Source organism: Streptomyces sp. NPDC001020 (assembly GCF_053599115.1).
The window spans coordinates 14638-31991 of record NZ_JBSFLQ010000025.1 but is presented as its reverse complement, the minus strand read 5'-3'; the positions used below and the strand labels follow the sequence as shown (position 1 = coordinate 31991).

The window sequence follows — 17354 nt, the reverse complement described above, 5'->3', positions numbered from 1 at the left end:
AGAACTGGGTGACCCATGAGCGCCATCAACGTCGGTCAGGCCGTAGTCCTCGGAATCGTCGAGGGGGTGACCGAATTCCTCCCCGTGTCCTCGACCGGCCACCTCAAGATCACTGAGGGGCTCATGGGGATCCCCGTGGACGACGAGTCCGTCGTCGGCTTCTCGGCCGTCATCCAGGTCGGCGCCATCGCGGCCGTGCTCGTGTACTTCTTCAACGACATCGTGCGGATCACCTCCGCCTGGTTCCGCGGCCTCACCGACCGTGAGGAGCGTCGTCATCACGACTACAGGTTCGCCTGGTGGGTCATCTACGCCACCATCCCGATCGTGATCGTGGGCCTGGCCGCCAAGCCGCTCATCGACGGCGTGCTCGGCTCGCTCTGGGTCGTCGCGGCCTCGCTGATCGTCGGGTCCGGCGTGATGTGGGCGGCCGACCGGACGGGCCGGCACAAGCGCGGTGAGGACGACACCTCGTTCAAGGACGCGATGCTGGTCGGCTGCTCCCAGATCCTCGCCCTGCTCTTTCCCGGTTTCTCCCGCTCGGGCGCCACGATGTCGACCGCGCTCATCCTCGACCTCGACCGTGTCGCCGCCACCCGCCTCTCGTTCTTCCTCGGTATCCCGGCCCTCACCGGTGCGGGTATCTACGAGCTGAAGGACGCCCTGGGCGCGGGGGTGGGCGTCACACCGCTCGCGGTCGGCACGATCGTCTCGTTCGTGGTCGCGTACGCCTCGATCGCCTGGCTGCTGAAGTACATCGCCAGTCACTCCTTCAACGCCTTCGTGCTCTACCGGATCGTCATCGGGGTGCTGCTCCTGGGCCTGCTCACGACCGGCGCGCTCGGCTGATCACCGTAAAGTCGCTTCCCGGCCACCCGGCGTTGACAGCCGGCTGCTGCCGGTCGGTCAGCGGCGCGCCGACCGGCCGCCGCCCTTCAGCCGCAACGCCAGCGCAAGCGCCCCCGCGCCCGCGCCGACCGCGCCCGCGATCGTCCCCGCCTCGAGCCAGTCGTTGTCCGGCTTCGCCGACTGAACCGTGACCGGAGCGATCCGCGACACGGCCGGTCGAGGGGGCAGGAGGGAGCCGACCGGCGCGATGCGGCCGACGGTGGAGAAGCCCCAGTCCAGCAGTCGGCGGGCCTCCTCGTAGACCGCGAAGGCGCCGCCCTGCTGAGGGTTCATCACCGTCACCACGAGGGTGCGCTCGCCGTGGCGGGCAGCGGCCACCAGGGTGTGGCCCGCTCCGCTGGTGTAGCCGTTCTTGATGCCGATCAGCCCCGGGTAGGCCGCCACGCCGTTGTTGCCGGTCAGCAGCCGGTTGGTGTTCGCGATTTCGTAGGACGCGCCGTCGCCGGGGAAGCTCGACTCGGCGGTGGCGCAGTAGCGGGCGAAATCCGCGTTGCGTAGTCCCGCCCGTCCGAAGACAGCGAGGTCGTACGCGGACGACACCTGCCCCGGAGCGTCGTAGCCGTCGGGCGAGACGACATGGGTGTCGAGGGCGCCAAGCGCTCGGGCCCTGGCCTGCATCTGGCGGGCCGTGGTCTGCCAGCCGCCGTTGAGCGCGGCCAGCACATGCACGGCGTCGTTGCCGGAATGCAGGAAGACTCCCTTCCACAGGTCGGCCACCCGGTAGGTCAGTCCCTCCTTGAGCCCGACGAGGCTGCTGCCGGGGCCGATACCCGCCAGCTCCCGCTGGGTGACGGTGTGCCAGGCGTCGCGGGGCAGTACAGGCAGGACCGTGAGGGCGAACAGTGTCTTCAGGGTGCTCGCGGGCGGTAGCGGGCGGTGGGCGTCATACGCGGCCAGCACGTCGCCGGTGTCGGCGTCGGCCACCAGCCAGGACAGCGCCGACACGTCCGGGACCTCCGGGATCCCCGGGCGCAGCCGCACCTGTGTGCCGGACCGGTACAGCAGCGGCTGCTGCGAGGCCGTGGGCGACGGGGCGGCTGAGTCGGTGCGCACCTGGGCGGCGACCGGGTGCGGGGCGAGGGCCAGCGCCCCGGCCGCGCAGAGGGCACAGCAGGAAACGACGATGCGGTACGGAAGAACGACAGTCATACCGAACACCGTAGGAATGCGGAGCGTCTGGGCCCCGATCGCTTGAGCCGAGTGGGGGGAACGTGCACCCGGATGCCGCACGCCGGGCCTGCTGGCGCGGAAGGTCAGTCGGTCGGCAGCGTGGGCTGGACCTGACGCAGGAAGGCCGCGTTGTCCGGTGTGGTCCGCATCCGTTCCATCAGGATCTCCAGGCTTGTCTGGCCGTCGCGTGACCGCAGTACGCGCCGCAGACCCCGTACGGCCGTCAACTCATCCGCCGAGAGCAGGAGTTCCTCACGCCGGGTGCCGGAAGGGGTGATGTCGACGGCGGGGTGGATCCGACGGGCAGCCAGAGAGCGATCCAGGCGCAGTTCCATGTTCCCGGTGCTCTTGAGTTCCTCGAAGAAGAAGTCGTCGGCGCGGGATCCGGTCTCGACCAGGGCGGTGGCCAGGATGGTGAGCGAGCCGCCCTCCTCGGCCAGGCGGGCGGCACCGAAGAGCCGCTTGGGGCCGTGCAGGGCAGCCGCGTCGACACCGCCGCTGAGGGTGCGGCCACCGGCTGCGGCCGCGTTGTTGTGCGCCCGGCACAGCCGGGTCAGGGAGTCGAGCAGGATGACGACGTCCTGCCCCTGCTCGACCAGCCGCTTGGCCCGCTCGACGACCAGTTCGGCGAGCGCGATGTGCTGCTTCGGGGCTCGGTCGAAAGTGGAGGCGTGCACCTCGCCGCGCACCGAGCGCCGCATGTCGGTGACCTCTTCCGGTCGCTCGTCCAGCAGCAGCACCATCAGATGGCACTCGGGGTGGTTGCCGGTGACGGCGGCGGCGAGCTGCTGGAGCAGTACGGTCTTGCCGGTCTTGGGCGGGGCTACGATCAGCCCACGCTGGCCCTTGCCGACGGGAGAGATCAGGTCGACGACACGTCCGGCGAGACCGCTCGCAGGGTGTTCGAGCCGCAGGCGCTCGCGCGGGTGCAGTGGGGTGAGGTCACGGAAGTGCGGGCGGCGGCGCTGCTCGGTGGGTGTGCGGCCGTTGATCTGTTCGACCTCGGCGAGGGCGCGCTGCCCACCGCGTACGCCCACGAGCGTGTCGCCCTTGCGTAGGCCGAGGCGGCGGATCAGGGCCGGGGGGACCTGGAGGTCCGTCGGCGACGGCAGGCAGTCCTCGGTCCGCAGGTACCCCTTCCCGCCGTGGTCGATGTCCAGGACACCGGTGACGGTCCGGGGCGCGGGCTCCTGCTGGACAGGAGGGTGTTCGAGTGTGGTGGTCATGGGAGTCCTACCTTTCAAGAGTGGTCGCTCTGGTCATTCGTAAGATCGGAGGGCCCGGGGGGTTCTGGGTATGGCTGTCATGCGGAAGCCGTCGGCAAGGCTCAAAGGACTTGGCCGCCCGGAGCCCCGCGACGACTCGACCGCCAATTGGGAGACGCGACTCCGATCGCTGCTGTCCGTTCACGGACGGAAGGCAGAAGGAAGGGGGAAGGGGAGTGCCGCGGAGACGGTGTGATCACGCCTCGGTGCGGCGAGGAACGTCACCTCGGGTACGGCGGAGAACTACTGCTCACGAGGTGGTGCCGGAAGCCGATGCGCCGACCCGGAAACGACAGGCGGGTCAGCGAAATGAGGAGGAACTGGCACCGGCGCCCGAGACGGGGCGTACACAGGTGCTGATCGCACTGTACCACCCATGGCGCGGGTGTGAAGGCGCAGCGTGGTCGGTGCCGCGCAGGGCGTAGTGAGCGGGCCGATTCGTTCGTCGTACGACAACGAGGTTCCGCCGGCGGGGAGTTACCGCGCAAGCGCCTGGTCACAGAGGGGCGGCCGCCGGCGCCCTGCACGACCGGGACCGTGCTGCTCGCTGCCCGTAAGCTGAGGGTGATGTTCTCCCCGCACGGACCCACCCTCCGAGAGCTGGCCGTCCAGGCGTTGTCCTCGGTCGAGCGCGGATACGACCTGCTCGCGCCCACGTTCGACCACACCCCCTTCCGTACGTCGGACGCGATCCTTGACGCCGTCGAGGACGCACTGGCGACCAGGGGACCCTTCGACCACGGGCTCGATCTGTGCTGCGGTACCGGAGCGGGCATGGACATGCTGCGCACGGTGTGCCGCCGTAGCGTCACCGGCGTGGACTTCAGCACGGGGATGCTGTCCGTGGGACGGGACCGGGCACGTGCCGACGGCCCGCCGCGCGTCGCCTGGGTGCGCGGCGACGCCCGCGCCCTGCCCTTCGGTCCCGCCTTCGACCTGGTCGTGAGCTTCGGCGCCTTCGGGCACTTCCTGCCCGGCGAGTTGCCCGGTCTGTTCGCGCAGGTCCACTCCGTGCTGCGGCCGGGAGGGACGTTCGCGTTTCCGATCGGGGCCCCGCCGCACCCAACGTCGCCCTGGTACTGGGCGCTGCTCGGCTTCGACACCGCGATGCGTGTCCGCAATGCCCTTTGGCGGCCGCCGTTCGTCATGTACTACCGGGCGTTCCGCTTCGGCGATGTGCGGCGGGAGTTGGCGCGCGCCGGCTTCACGGTGGAGCACCAGGCACTGCCGGACTTCGGTCGCAGGCCCGACGGAAGTCCGCGCTGCCGACTGGTCGTGGCCACCCGGGAGACGCAATCGGGTTCGGAGTCCGTGAGTTCCCGCTGAGATGCCGTGTCGGTGTCTCAGAAACGGGCCGGCAGCCAGCGCAGCTTGACCGCCTCCTGGTAGGGACCGCCGCTCTCATGGTCGTTGAAGTCGTACACCTCGATCGTCTTGGGCTGGTGCGCCCACGCGTTGAACGCGGCGAAAATCTTCGAGGTCGGAGCGGATGAGCCACACCGTACGGCGGCCGTCGGGCGGCTGCCAGACCGAGATCCGTCACCTCCCGGCGGCTGTGCCCCGGCCTGTCATGCCGTCCGCCGCCGCCACTCCGGCCCCGTGCGGGCCCACTCGTCCTCCCACTCCGCCATGCGGTGCCGCTCGGCGACCCGCCTGATCACGGCGCGGACCAGCAGCACGGTCCCCACCACACCACCCGTGGCCCACACCCCGGCCGACAGGGAGCGCTGCCACACCGCGGCGTCGCTCACCGGTGGGGCGACGCCGTTGCCCCTGGCGTCCAGCCACACTGCTGTCCGCTCGCCGTGCCGCGAGCCCGCCGGCACCTGGGCGAGCGTGAACCGCGTGCCCTGCCCCGGCTCGGTCCAGCGCACCTTCACCCGGTACAGCGGCTGGTTGCCGCCCTGTGTCGAGGGCACCGCGGCAGGGGCGTCCTCGAGCAGCACCGCCGGCACCTCATGGCGTTGGGCGCGCTGGGTCACCTGTGCCGCGTGCGCGTTGTCGTACGCCCACCAGGCCGCGACCGTGCCCGCGAACGGCGCGCCGACGCACAGCAGAACCGCGAGGACCAGTGCTGTCCACGCCTCTACGACATCCGACCGGCGGCGCAGCGGATTGCGCCGCCAGCGCCAGCCGCGCACCCGGGTTCGCATCTCGACCTCCTAGCCGCCGCGTCCCGCTCGTGGAGGCACCGGCCGCCCCTCGGCCGGCATGACCCGCCTGCCCGGCGTACCGTGCCGGGACGCGAGCGTCCACCAGGGATTCGGCGTCGATTCAGTACTCGCGCGATCGGTCCGCACGGTGCACGGAGAGCGGGGAACCCGCGTACCACCCCCGGGCCACAGGCGGCAACCCCTCGGCGGGGCACCATGTGTCGGCGCCCGCGACGCATTCGTACGCCTTGCCCCTCGACGGGCCGTCAAACCACCGCGTGCGCCGTGCACCACGGCGGCGGTCCCGGTGCCTCCCGCAGTCCGGACGGGGTCACGTCGGAGCGACCGTGCTCGCCGGCCCCGGGCCGGCGGACGGCCGTTCAGCGACACGCGCGTACCTGGCACGGGATGCTTCCGGATCACAACGGCTTGTTGAACGGCTTTTCATACCGATTGTCCTCCCCGTCGGGGCTCCTGGCCATCCGGTCCCGAAACCGCCCTGCCGGTCGCCTCGCCTGCCGACAGCCGGGCCCGGCCCCGAACTCAGCCGAAGCGTTCGATGCGGATACGGTCCACCGGCTGCCCGGCCTCGACGAGCAGCCGCGAGGCGTGCTCCGCGAACCCGTTGGAGCCGCACACATAGGCCTCCCACCCGCCGGGAGGGGCGTCGGCCAGGAGCGGCGCCACATGGGCGGCCGACATACGGCCCACAGGTACGCCCTCGGGTGCGCTGCGTGTGAAGACCGGCATGCTCTCCGCGCCGTACTCGTCGGCGTAGATCAGTTCCCGTGGCCCGCGCGCCGACACCAGCAGCCGCAGCGGCAGGTCCAGGGCGCGCGCCCGGTGGTGGCGCACCATCGACATCAGTGGGACGACCCCCGACCCGGCGCCGAGCAGCAGCGCGGGCCGGTCGCCGGGCCAGGCGAAGAAGCCGCTCAGCGGGCCGCGCACCTGGACCTCGTCCCCGGGCCTGGCCACGGTGTGGAACCAGCCGGAGACCTCGCCGCCCTCGACATGGTCCAGGGTCAGTTCGATGTGCCCGGCGTCGTCCGGCGGCGACGCGATCGAGTAGTGCCGTTGCGCCGCGTAGCCGTCCAGTGCGGTCAGCCGCAGCATCAGGTGCTGGCCTGGCAGATGGCCCGCCCAACCGGGCACCGCGAACCGGAACGTCGCCGCGTGCGGAGTCTCCCGGCGGATCTCGGTCAGCGTCGCGGTCTGCCACACGGTGGCCGTCTGGTTGCTCACGGCGATCCGACCGGGCACCGCGAAGCGCGTGGGAGGAACGAAGGGCTCGGATGTCACAGTCGTCTCAGTCACCGGAGTACCGCTGCTCCTCCCAGGGGTTGCCCCGCGCGTGATAGCCGTTCTGCTCCCAGAATCCCGGCTCGTCATGGTCGAGGATCCTGAGGCCCGCGATCCATTTGGTGCTCTTCCAGAAGTACAGGTGCGGCACGAGCAGCCGGGCGGGCCCGCCGTGTTCGGGGGGCAGCGGTTCGCCGTCGTACTCGAAGGCGATCCAGGCCCGCCCTCCGGTGAGGTCGCAGAGGGGGAGGTTCGTGGTGTACCCGGTGTGGGAGTAGGCGACGGCGTGCGTGGCCGTCGCCCCCGGCCGTACGAGGTCCAGGAAGACGTCGAGGGACACACCGCCGAACCGCACCCCGAACTTCGACCAGCCGGTCACGCAGTGGATGTCACCCTTGTACGCGGACGCCGGCAGCGCGTGCGCGTCCTCCCAGCCCCAGGTGCGCGGCTCGGCGACCAGCCCGTCGATCCGGAACGTCCACTCCGCGGCCGCCAGATCGGGAGTGACCTCGGCGGACAGGATGGGCCAGTCCTCACCGGCGTCGTACTGGCCGGGCGGAAGTCCAGGGTTGGGGACACGCGGGCGCCCGGTGAAGCCGCGGGTGACGTTCATGGCAGGTGGTGCCTCCAGGCCGTCCGGTCGGGAAAGCCGGTCGTGCGTGATCAATGCGTACGCATTCCACCGTACGCGTCCGCCGGGCCTGCTCCGTCCCCGGGGACGCGCCGGTGCATGGAGCCGGTGCCCTCGTCCTTCGGGCGTGCTGGCGCGGGAACCGCCGGTGCGACCGACCCCCCGGTCAGTCGCCCGCCGACCCGGACGGTCTGATCGGTGTGGCGGCCGCCGCCGCGTTGTACCGCAGCAGGTATCCCGCGAAGCGTTCCAGGTCCGCCTCCGGCCAGCCCGTCAGCCGCTCCCGGAACGCCTCGCGGCGACTCTCGGTGACCCGGGCGAGGATCCGTCTACCCGTCTTGGTCAGATACAGCACCTGTACCCGGTGGTCCTCCGGGTCGAGCCGGCGCTCGATCAGCCCGGCCCGTTCCAGCGCGGTCACCTGCCGACTGACCGTGGACTTGTCCAGCGCGTAGTGCGCGGCGAGGTCGGTGGCGCGGCAGCCGTCGCTCTCCTCCAGGTGCCCGAGGAGGGTGTACGAGACCAGTGAGAGCTCAGGATGCATGCGCCCGGCCGAGGCGCGGGCGCGCCGCGCGAACGCCGTCATCTCACGCTGGATGGTCTCGACAGCCGTGTCGGCGACGGACTCACGGGCGTCACGCTCCCTGGCAACGGTCCCATGGGGCCCCTCGGTTGGCATTGCGGGACCTCCCTCCCTCTCCGGTTGTATAGTACAACTCGGAAAAAAGGTTGCGTAAGCCAACCAATGGAACAGGGGTGCGGCGGGAAGCGGGAAGAAGCGGTCGGTGTGCGATGGGTGACTGCTAGGGTGATCGCTCCCGGCTGTGGATCGTCCCGGCCGGCTCGCGACCGAGGAGGTGAGACCCATTTCCGCTGTGCCAGCCAGGGTGCTCTCACCTCGAAACAGCGCGGATCACGATCGCAGGTGACCGCGAGGGCGCCCTTCGGTCCACCGAAAGGCTTCTCGGCTTCATGCCATCACCGTCGCATTCCACTCTCGTCTCCACGCTTCGTGCCGCCGGCTGTGTCTTCGCCGAGGACGAGGCGCAACTGATCCTCTCCACCGCCCGCACGCCTGAGGAGGCCACCGCCATGGCCGACCGGCGGGCCGCCGGTCTCCCCCTCGAACAGGTCCTCGGCTGGGCTGAGTTCCACGGTCTGCGGGTGACCGTGGAACCGGGCGTCTTCGTGCCCCGACGCCGCACCGAGTTCCTTGTCGAACAGGCGCTTGCCGTCGGGAAGGACGCAACCGTCGTCGTGGACCTGTGCTGTGGCTCGGGCGCGGTGGGTGCCGCCCTCGCCGCGGCGCTCGACGGGCCCGAACTGCACGCCGCCGACATCCATCCGCCCGCCGTGCGCTGCGCCCGCGGCAATGTGGCGGCGTACGGCGGACACGTCCACGAGGGCGACCTGTTCGCGGCGCTCCCGGACGAACTGCGCGGCCGTGTCGACCTCCTGGCCGCCAACGTGCCCTATGTCCCCACGGGCGAGGTCGCGCTGCTGCCCGCCGAGGCCCGCGACCACGAACCCTTGGTCGCCCTCGACGGCGGTGCGGACGGGCTGGACGTGCTGCGCCGCGTCACGGCCGAGGCGGTGCGGTGGCTGGCGCCCGGCGGCGCGCTGTTGGTCGAGGCCAGTGAACGCCAAGTCCCGCTAGGGGTCGAGGCGTTCACCCGTGGTGGCCTGGAGGTCCGGCTCGCCGTCTCCGCGGAGTTGTGCGCCAATGTCCTGATCGGCACGCCGCGTTAGCGATCCCGGAGGCAGGAGTCAGAGGCTCAGGGAGTGCAGGAATTCCTGAACGATCGCGTTGAAGGCGCCGGGCTGCTCCATGTTGGGGTAGTGCGCGGTGCCTTCGACGGTCGTGACCCGGCCGTTCCGGACGGCGCGTACGAGGCGTTCCGCCGCGCCGATGTGATCGACCGAGTCGACGCCGCCGTTGACGGCCAGCACCGGCGCCTCGATCGTCGCCGCGCGGGACCAGGTGTCGGTGACGGGGACGGACCAGTCCGGTTCGTCGGCGGTGTGTTTGGCGATCGTGCTCCGGGCCATCTCCCGTACTCGACGGTCGACTTCGGGGTCGACGTCTTTTGCGGTGCGATGCGGGCCGTAGACGAACAGCGAGAACGCATCCAAGAAGGCGTCGATGTCGCCGACGCCGAGCGCCTGCCAATACGCGGCCTGGGTGTCCTTGGTCCAAGGGTCCTGGAAGTCGGGCTCACTGGTTCCGACGCCACTGACGACGAGGGCGCGGACCAGGGTGGGGTGCTCCAGCGCGGTGTCGACGGCGATCCCCCCGCCCATGGACAGTCCGACCAGGGTCGCGGGGCCGACGTCGAGATGGCGCAGCAGCGCGGCGAGGTCGTCGGTGTGGCGGAACGGTCCGGTCGCGTTCGACGAGGCTCCGTGACCCCGGGCGTCCACGGCGATCACCCGGTGGGTCTGCGCGAACACGGGAATCTGGTCGTTCCACATCCGGTGGTCGACGAAGCCGCCGTGTACCAGGACCAGCGGCGGTCCCGCCCCTTCGTCGCGGTAGGCGAGGCAGCCGTCGTCGGTCTTGAGTGTCTGTGTCTCCGAGGTGTGCTTCATGACAACCAAGGTGTCAAGTTGCCAAGCAATTGACAACTTGGGTGTCATAATTGTCGACGTGACCGACGAAAATGCGCCACTCGACCCCGACGAACTCGCCCCTCGTCTCATGGAGGTCTTCAGCCTGGTGGGCCCGCTGTACCGGCGGGTGCTGCGCAAGGTCGAACAGGCCGAGCCGATCGAGGGGATCTCTGTCGGTGTGCGCGCCGTCCTCGACCTGTTGCGGGGGCACGGCCCCCTGACCGTCCCGCAGATGGGCCGAGCGCAGGCGCTCAGCAGGCAGTTCGTACAGCGGATGGTCAATGATGCGGCGGCGCGCGGGCTGGTCGAGAGCATCCCCAACCCGGCCCACAAGCGGTCCTCGTTGATCCGGCTGACGGACGACGGCCAGGCGGCCATCGATGCCGTCGCCGCCCGCGAGTACGCCCTGCTCGGTCAGGTCCGCGGTGGCTTCACCGAGGCGGACGTACGGACCTGCGTGCGCGTGCTCACGGGGATGCTCGACATCTTCGACGACGTAGATGTGGGCTGAAGGGGTCCGAGCTATTATGCAACTAGTTGCATAAATGGGGTGCGGTCGTCTACAACAGACGAGCACCGCACCCCGATGGAGGGCCCGATGAGCCGCTACCCGCATCTGCTGACCCCGCTCGACCTGGGCTTCACCACGCTGCCCAACCGCGTGATCATGGGCTCGATGCACGTGGGCCTCGAAGAGGCGGACGGCGGGTTCGAACGCATGGCCGCCTTCTATGCCGCACGGGCCCGGGGAGGCGTGGGGCTCATCGTCACCGGCGGTATCGCGCCCAACGACGCCGGACGCCCGTACGAAGGTGGTGCCAAGCTCACCACCGAGGCGGAGGCCGAGCGGCACTCCGTGATCACCGAGGCCGTGCACCGCGCGGGCGGGCGGATCGCGATGCAGATCCTTCACTTCGGCCGGTACGCGTACCACCAGGACCTCGTCGCGCCCAGCGCGCTCCAGGCCCCGATCAGCCCGTTCGTCCCGCAGGCGCTGTCCGACGCCGCGGTCGAGCGGACGATCGACGACTACGCGCGCGCGGCCCGACTGGCCCGCCGGGCCGGGTACGACGGTGTCGAGATCATGGGCTCCGAGGGCTACCTCATCAACGAGTTCCTCGCGACCCGGACCAACCGGCGCGAGGACCGTTGGGGCGGTTCCTACGAGAACCGCATGCGCTTCCCGGTGGAGATCGTCCGTCGCGTCCGCGAGGCGGTCGGCGAGGACTTCATCATCATCTACCGGCTGTCCATGCTCGACCTCGTCCCCGACGGCTCCTCCCTCGACGAGGTCCTCACGCTCGCCAAAGCGGTCGAGGACGCCGGGGCCACCGTCATCAACACCGGTATCGGCTGGCACGAGGCGCGTATCCCGACCATCGCCACCTCCGTGCCGCGCGGTGCCTACGCCTGGGTGACCAAGAAGGTCATGGGTGCCGTCTCGGTCCCGCTGGTGACGACCAACCGCATCAACACCCCCGAACTTGCCGAGAAGTTGCTCGCCGAGGGGTACGCCGACATGGTCTCCCTGGCCCGCCCGATGCTCGCCGACCCCGACTTCGTCGGCAAGGCCGCGGCCGGGCGCCCCGAGGCCATCAACACCTGCATCGGCTGCAACCAGGCCTGCCTCGACCACACCTTCAGCGGGAAGATCACCTCCTGCCTGGTCAACCCCCGCGCGTGCCACGAGACCGAACTGGTCCTCTCCCCGACCCGGCTGCGCAAGCGCGTCGCGGTGGTGGGCGCCGGCCCCGCGGGGCTCGCCTGCGCCGTCTCCGCCGCCGAGCGCGGCCACGACGTCACGCTCTACGACGCGGCGGACGAGATCGGCGGCCAGCTCAACGTGGCCCGCCGCGTCCCCGGCAAGCAGGAGTTCGACGAGACGCTTCGCTACTTCCGCACCCAGCTCCAAGAGCACGACGTGGACGTCCGGTTGAACACCCGTGTCGCAGCCGCGGACCTCGCGGACCACGACGAGATCGTCGTCGCGACCGGCGTCACCCCACGCACCCCGGCGATCCCCGGTGTCGACCACCCCAGCGTCCTCGGCTACCTCGACGTGCTGCGGGGTGGCGCCCCCGTCGGCGAGCGGGTCGCCGTCCTCGGCGCGGGCGGCATCGGCTTCGACGTCGCCGCATACCTCACCGACCCCGGCGACAAGGCGAGTGAGGACCCGGTGGCCTACTTCCGCCGCTGGGGTGTCGACACGGACTACCGAGCCCCCGGCGGCCTGGCCGCGCCCGAGCGGGCCGCCCCGCCGCGCACTGTCCACCTCCTCCAGCGCAAGGCCTCCAAGGTCGGCGCGGGGCTCGGCAAGACCACCGGCTGGATCCACCGCGCGGAGCTGAAGCACCGGGGCGTCACCATGGTCCCCGGCGTCAGCTACGACCGGATCGATGACGCCGGGCTCCACATCACCGTTGACGGTGTGAGCCAGGTCCTGGAGGTCGACACGATCGTCCTGTGCACGGGACAGGAGCCGCGCCGCGACCTGTACGAGGAGCTGGTGGCCACGGGCCGGTCCGCACATCTCATCGGCGGCGCCGACGTGGCGGCCGAACTGGATGCCAAGCGCGCGATCAAGCAGGGCACGGAGCTGGCCGCGGCGCTCTGAGGGCTGTCCTCAGGGGACGGGGTCTTCGGTCCTGGATCGGGCCGGCTCAGGGAGCGGTGCCGGCTTCCGCGAGCCCGGCATGATCCGAACGAAAGACCCCAGGACCGCATCCCTAGGATGACCTCATGTCACTCCCGCACGCGATCCTGACCGCCCTGCTGGAGAAGCCGTCGTCGGGGCTCGAGCTCACCCGTCGCTTCGACCGGTCGATCGGCTACTTCTGGTCGGCGACCCACCAGCAGATCTATCGCGAGCTGGGGCGGCTGGAGAGCGACGGACTCATCCGAGCCCTCCCTTCGGAGCAGCCCGCCCGCGGGCAGAAGAAGTTGTACGAGGTCCTGCCCGCGGGCCGCGCCGAACTCTCCCGCTGGACCGCCAAGTCCCAGGACCCCAAGCCCCTGCGCGATGTGCTGCTGCTGCGGCTGCGCGCTGCCGCCGTCGTCGGCACCGAGGGCGTCGAAGCGGACCTTCGTCGTCACCTCGCCCTGCATCAAAGGCAGTTGGCCGAATACAAGGAGATCGAGGAACGCGACTTCGGGCCCGGCAAGGACACAGTCCAGGACCGGCTCCAGCACCTTGTGCTGCGGGCCGGTATCGACCTGGAGACCTTCTGGACCCAGTGGCTGACCCATGCGCTGGAGGAGATCAGGGATCTGCCCGGACAGGCATAGCGAACGTTGCCTGCCCGGGCACCCAGGGGCGAAGGGGCCGGGTGCGAAGGAGCCGCCGCCGGCCTGGAGGTCCGGAGCGGCGGCTCCTGTGCGATGGCCGGATGCGTCAATCCTTGCGGTACGAGTAAGCCTCCTTGGCTGCCGCCTCCACCGCCGCCAGGTCGGCGCCCGCCGAGGCCGTGACCATCGCCGCGACCGCGCCCTCGACGAAGGGTGCGTCGACCAGCCGGGTGTTCTCCGGAAGCTCGTCACCTTCCGCGAGCAGCGCCTTCACGGTGAGGACCGCACTGCCCAGGTCCATGAGCACGGCCACCCCCGAGCCCCGGTCCACGGCGAAGGCCGCCTGGGACACCAGCTCGGGGCTCGTGCCCAGCCCGCCGTCGACCGTCCCGCCCGCCGCCGCGATGGGCGCGGTCGCCCCGCCGCCCGCGAGCCCCGTCGCCAGTTCCGCGACCGACTCGGCCACGGCGGCGCTGTGCGAGACGAGCACGATGCCGACCATCTTCTCCGCAGGGTCACTCACTGGCGGCCTCCACGAGCGCGGCGATCAGCAGGGCCGAGGAGGTGGCGCCGGGGTCCTGGTGCCCGATGCTGCGCTCGCCAAGGTAGCTCGCCCGGCCCTTGCGGGCCAGCAGCGGTGTCGTCGCGATGGCGCCCTTCTCGGCGGCGACGCTCGCCGCCTCGAACGAGGTGCCGAGCGCATCCACCGCGGGTACCAGAGCGTCGATCATGGTCTTGTCGCCGGGCGCGGCCCCGCCCAGCGTCATCACCGCGTCCACACTCGCCCGCAGCGCTTCCGTCAGCTGCTCCTCGGTGACCTCGGCGGCGTCCCCGAGGACCTTGCCTGCGCGGCGGAGCAAGGTGCCGTACAGCGGTCCCGACGCGCCCCCGACTGTCGAGATCAGCCGGCGGCCCGCCAACTGAAGAACCGCGCCGGGCGTGTCCGGCGCCTCCTTCTCCAGCGCGTCGGTGACGGCATGGAACCCGCGCTTCATATTGCTGCCGTGGTCGGCGTCGCCGATCGGCGAGTCGAGCGCGGTCAGCCGCTCCGCCTCGCGGTCTACGGATGCGGCGGCCGCCGTCATCCAGCGGCGGAAGAAATCGGCGTCGAGCACTGAATCTCCTTGATTGATACGGACCTTGACCTCACTCACCTGCCCCAACGCAGCCCCGGCGTGCTGACCGGCGCGTCCCACAGCCGCAGCAGTTCCTCGTCGACCTGGCAGAGGGTGACCGAAGCGCCGGCCATGTCGAGGGAGGTGACGTAGTTACCGACCAGGGTGCGGGCCACGGCGACGCCGCGCTCGGCCAGTACCCGCTGGACCTCGCCGTTGAAGCCGTACAGCTCCAGGAGCGGGGTGGCTCCCATCCCGTTGACCAGGACGAGTACCGGATTGCGCGGATCCAGGTCGTCCAGGACGGCGTGCACCGAGAAGTCGGCGATCTCGCGTGCCGTCATCATCGGGCGCCGCTCGCGCCCCGGCTCGCCGTGGATGCCGATGCCCAACTCCAGTTCGCCCGTCGGCAGATCGAAGGTGGGGGTGCCCTTGGCGGGCGTGGTGCAGGGGCTGAGGGCGACACCGAAGCTGCGGGAGTTCTCGTTGACCTGCCGGGCGATGGACTGGACGCGTTCCAGCGACTGCCCCTCGTCCGCCGCGGCCCCCGCGATCTTCTCCACGAACAGGGTGGCGCCGGTGCCGCGCCGACCGGCCGTGTAGAGGCTGTCGGTGACGGCGACGTCATCGTTGACGAGGACTTTCGCGACCTGGATGCCCTCGTCCTCGGCGAGTTCCGCCGCCATGTCGAAGTTCAGCACGTCGCCGGTGTAGTTCTTCACGATGAACAGCACACCCGCGCCGCTGTCCACGGCCGCGGCCGCGCGCACCATCTGGTCGGGCACCGGCGAGGTGAACACCTCGCCGGGGCAGGCCGCCGACAGCATTCCCGGGCCGACGAAGCCGCCGTGGAGCGGCTCGTGCCCGGAGCCGCCGCCGGAGACGAGGGCTACCTTTCCGGCCACCGGGGCGTCACGCCGTACGATCACCCGGTTCTCCACATCGACGATCAGTTCGGGATGCGCGGCCGCCATACCCCGCAGCGCGTCCGCGACCACCGTTTCCGGGACGTTGATCAACATCTTCAAGGAAGCCTCCTGGTGAGCCTGGCAGCTGAGCCCCCGACCCATGTCCTGCCCGGCCGGAGGTGACGGCGACAGTTTCTGATCTCGGTGGTCCGATTTTTGTGGTGGTTCGCTCACGGCAGTATCGGACCTGACAGGGCGATGGTCACGTGTGCGGACGTTCGTGGGCGCGTACGAGTCGGGCGCACGGAGGCACTTGTGTCCTCTTTGTTACGGACGGTGACTCATTGGGATGTCGGCGCCATGGGTAGGGTCAACGCCCCTTACCTCGCCGCCCGTTCACGGACGCATCCGCCGCCGCGGAATCCTGCGAGGCCGTCGTCCGTCGCCGGCGTACAGCCGGACAGGGGCACCCCTCGGCCGCCTTGTACGGGGCGCTTCGAGGGGACGGCGGTGGCCCTTGGGATAGGCGAATCGTGCAGGTGAGAGGGCTTAGGGATGCGGGCCCGGGTCGGGTTCCCTAGCGTTGCAGGCATCGACGTCTCCCTCTGGAGGGACCTGTCATGACTGTGCCCCGGATCGTGATCGTCGGTGGCGGATTCGCGGGGATGGAGACCGCGCGCAGACTGGAACGGATCCTCAGGCCCGCCGAGGCCACCCTGAGGCTTGTCACGCCCTACGACTACCAGCTCTATCTGCCCCTCCTGCCACACGTGGCCTCGGGGATCCTCACCGCGCAGTCGGTCGCGGTCCCGTTGCGCCGTCTGCTGAACCGCACGGTCATCGTGCCCGGCGGGGCGGTCGGTGTCGATCCCGGAGCCAAGGCCGTGGTCGTACGGAAGATCAACGGCGAGACGAGCGTCGAGCACTACGACTATCTGGTGCTGGCACCGGGCAGCGTGACACGACAGTTCGACATCCCTGGGGTGGACCAGCACGCGGTGGGCATGAAGACGCTCGCCGAGGCGGCCTGGGTCCGCGACCACGTCATTTCCCAGCTCGATCTCGCGGCGGCGAGTTCCGACCGTTTCGAGCGCGAGACGCGGCTGCAGTTCGTGGTCGTCGGCGGCGGGTACGCCGGCACCGAGACGGCGGCCTATCTGCACCACCTGACCACCGCCGCGGTGAAGCGCTACCCGGGCCTCGACCCGGCGCTCATCAAGTGGCACCTGATCGACATCGCGCCCCGGCTCATGCCCGAACTCGGTGAGCGGCTCGGCGTGAAGGCCCTTGGCATCCTGAAGCGGCGCGGCCTGAACATCTCCCTCGGGGTCTCCGTCGCGGAGGCCACGCGGAACACCGTCACCCTCACCGACGGCCGCACACTGCCCTGCCACACGCTGATCTGGACGGCGGGGATCGCACCCAGCCCGCTGATCGCGACGCTCGACGCCGAGACCAACAGGGGCCGGTTGATCGTCCGGCCGGACCTCACCGTGCCGGGCCTGGACGGTGCCTTCGCCCTGGGCGACGCCGCCGCGGTGCCCGACTTCGCCAAGGGCGACGACGCGATCTGCCCGCCGACCGCCCAGCACGCCATGCGCCAGGGCTGGACAGCGGCGAAGAACGTTGCGGCGGCGCTGCGCGGTGCGGCGTTGACCACCTACCGGCACTGGGACCTGGGACTGGTCGTGGACCTCGGCGGCGCCCAGGCCGTCTCCAAGCCGCTCGGCGTGGAGCTCACGGGCCTGCCCGCGCAGACCGTCGCACGCGGCTACCATCTGGGGGCCCTGCGTACGGTTCCGGCCCGTCTGCGCACGCTGACCAACTGGACGCTCAACGCGCTCGCGAGCTACGACTTCGTCCGTATCGGCTTCCAGGCGGGCCGGCCTGCCACGCTCAAGCACTTCGAGCGCAGCGACGCCTATCTCACGCCTGACCGGATCGTCTCACACACGGCGCAGAGGACGGGGGCCTGAGAGCGGGGAACGCACACCCGGCCGCCATTC

Annotated in this window: 17 protein-coding genes and 1 pseudogene; 7 read left to right on the top strand and 11 right to left on the bottom strand. The window is 70.5% G+C overall.

Going from position 1 to position 17354, the window contains the following annotated elements; genetic code table 11:
• Window positions 1–15 precede the first annotated feature (15 nt).
• The gene (locus tag ACWDEX_RS23350; RefSeq protein ID WP_450465760.1) at window positions 16–849 is read left to right on the top strand and encodes an undecaprenyl-diphosphate phosphatase; all 834 of its coding nucleotides are present in this window, start codon (window positions 16–18) and stop codon (window positions 847–849) included.
• Between the two features lie 57 nt (window positions 850–906).
• On the opposite strand, the gene ACWDEX_RS23345 is transcribed toward ACWDEX_RS23350, so the two are convergent.
• Window positions 907–2058: a D-alanyl-D-alanine carboxypeptidase family protein gene (locus ACWDEX_RS23345; protein ID WP_450465759.1), complete on the bottom strand. Its 1152-nt coding sequence runs from the start codon at window positions 2056–2058 to the stop codon at window positions 907–909.
• Window positions 2059–2162: 104 nt separating this feature from the next.
• Window positions 2163–3305 (bottom strand): transcription termination factor Rho, encoded by a 1143-nt coding sequence (rho, locus tag ACWDEX_RS23340; protein ID WP_450465758.1) that lies wholly within the window; start codon window positions 3303–3305, stop codon window positions 2163–2165.
• A 606-nt stretch (window positions 3306–3911) separates the two neighbouring features.
• On the opposite strand from rho, the gene ACWDEX_RS23335 reads away from it, so the two are divergent.
• Window positions 3912–4670: a class I SAM-dependent methyltransferase gene (locus tag ACWDEX_RS23335; RefSeq protein WP_450465757.1), complete on the top strand. Its 759-nt coding sequence runs from the start codon at window positions 3912–3914 to the stop codon at window positions 4668–4670.
• A 17-nt stretch (window positions 4671–4687) separates the two neighbouring features.
• On the opposite strand, the pseudogene ACWDEX_RS23330 reads toward ACWDEX_RS23335, so the two are convergent.
• From ACWDEX_RS23330 to ACWDEX_RS23310, 5 genes and pseudogenes are all read right to left on the bottom strand, one after another.
• A pseudogene (locus tag ACWDEX_RS23330) lies at window positions 4688–4822 on the bottom strand (acetylxylan esterase); the annotation flags it as partial.
• A gap of 90 nt (window positions 4823–4912) precedes the next feature.
• Window positions 4913–5497, bottom strand: coding sequence for an Rv1733c family protein (locus tag ACWDEX_RS23325; protein ID WP_450465756.1), 585 nt, complete (start codon window positions 5495–5497; stop codon window positions 4913–4915).
• A 543-nt stretch (window positions 5498–6040) separates the two neighbouring features.
• Window positions 6041–6814, bottom strand: a complete 774-nt coding sequence (locus ACWDEX_RS23320; protein ID WP_450465755.1) for a ferredoxin reductase — start codon at window positions 6812–6814, stop codon at window positions 6041–6043.
• Window positions 6807–7412, bottom strand: a complete 606-nt coding sequence (locus ACWDEX_RS23315; RefSeq protein ID WP_450465754.1) for a sulfite oxidase-like oxidoreductase — start codon at window positions 7410–7412, stop codon at window positions 6807–6809. The genes ACWDEX_RS23320 and ACWDEX_RS23315 overlap by 8 nt, the downstream gene beginning before the upstream one ends.
• A gap of 184 nt (window positions 7413–7596) precedes the next feature.
• On the bottom strand, window positions 7597–8109 hold the full coding sequence (locus ACWDEX_RS23310; protein ID WP_450465752.1) for a MarR family winged helix-turn-helix transcriptional regulator: 513 nt from the start codon (window positions 8107–8109) through the stop codon (window positions 7597–7599).
• Between the two features lie 293 nt (window positions 8110–8402).
• On the opposite strand from ACWDEX_RS23310, the gene ACWDEX_RS23305 reads away from it, so the two are divergent.
• Window positions 8403–9179, top strand: coding sequence for a putative protein N(5)-glutamine methyltransferase (locus tag ACWDEX_RS23305; protein WP_450465750.1), 777 nt, complete (start codon window positions 8403–8405; stop codon window positions 9177–9179).
• 18 nt (window positions 9180–9197) lie between these two features.
• Here the strand turns inward: ACWDEX_RS23305 and ACWDEX_RS23300 are convergent, their stop codons facing one another.
• Complete coding sequence (locus ACWDEX_RS23300; protein WP_450465749.1) at window positions 9198–10019, bottom strand: alpha/beta fold hydrolase; 822 nt, start codon at window positions 10017–10019, stop codon at window positions 9198–9200.
• A gap of 109 nt (window positions 10020–10128) precedes the next feature.
• Here ACWDEX_RS23300 and ACWDEX_RS23295 point away from each other — a divergent pair, with 109 nt between their 5' ends.
• The 3 genes from ACWDEX_RS23295 (at window position 10129) to ACWDEX_RS23285 (ending at window position 13325) form a co-directional block, all read left to right on the top strand.
• Window positions 10129–10551: a MarR family winged helix-turn-helix transcriptional regulator gene (locus ACWDEX_RS23295; protein ID WP_450465849.1), complete on the top strand. Its 423-nt coding sequence runs from the start codon at window positions 10129–10131 to the stop codon at window positions 10549–10551.
• Window positions 10552–10638: 87 nt separating this feature from the next.
• Complete coding sequence (locus tag ACWDEX_RS23290) at window positions 10639–12654, top strand: FAD-dependent oxidoreductase (RefSeq protein WP_450465748.1); 2016 nt, start codon at window positions 10639–10641, stop codon at window positions 12652–12654.
• A 125-nt stretch (window positions 12655–12779) separates the two neighbouring features.
• Window positions 12780–13325 (top strand): PadR family transcriptional regulator, encoded by a 546-nt coding sequence (locus ACWDEX_RS23285; RefSeq protein WP_450465747.1) that lies wholly within the window; start codon window positions 12780–12782, stop codon window positions 13323–13325.
• Between the two features lie 106 nt (window positions 13326–13431).
• Here ACWDEX_RS23285 and ACWDEX_RS23280 read toward each other — a convergent pair whose 3' ends face one another.
• The 3 genes from ACWDEX_RS23280 to dhaK are packed head-to-tail and all read right to left on the bottom strand — an operon-like array spanning window position 13432 to window position 15468.
• Window positions 13432–13848, bottom strand: coding sequence for a PTS-dependent dihydroxyacetone kinase phosphotransferase subunit DhaM (locus ACWDEX_RS23280; protein ID WP_450465746.1), 417 nt, complete (start codon window positions 13846–13848; stop codon window positions 13432–13434).
• Window positions 13841–14440, bottom strand: a complete 600-nt coding sequence (dhaL, locus tag ACWDEX_RS23275; protein WP_450465744.1) for a dihydroxyacetone kinase subunit DhaL — start codon at window positions 14438–14440, stop codon at window positions 13841–13843. The genes ACWDEX_RS23280 and dhaL overlap by 8 nt, the downstream gene beginning before the upstream one ends.
• A 35-nt stretch (window positions 14441–14475) precedes the next feature.
• Window positions 14476–15468 carry a dihydroxyacetone kinase subunit DhaK gene (dhaK, locus tag ACWDEX_RS23270; RefSeq protein ID WP_450465742.1) on the bottom strand — a complete coding sequence of 331 codons (993 nt, stop codon included), beginning with the start codon at window positions 15466–15468 and terminating at the stop codon, window positions 14476–14478.
• Between the two features lie 500 nt (window positions 15469–15968).
• Here dhaK and ACWDEX_RS23265 point away from each other — a divergent pair, with 500 nt between their 5' ends.
• The gene (locus tag ACWDEX_RS23265; protein WP_450465741.1) at window positions 15969–17324 is read left to right on the top strand and encodes an NAD(P)/FAD-dependent oxidoreductase; all 1356 of its coding nucleotides are present in this window, start codon (window positions 15969–15971) and stop codon (window positions 17322–17324) included.
• Window positions 17325–17354: the final 30 nt, after the last annotated feature.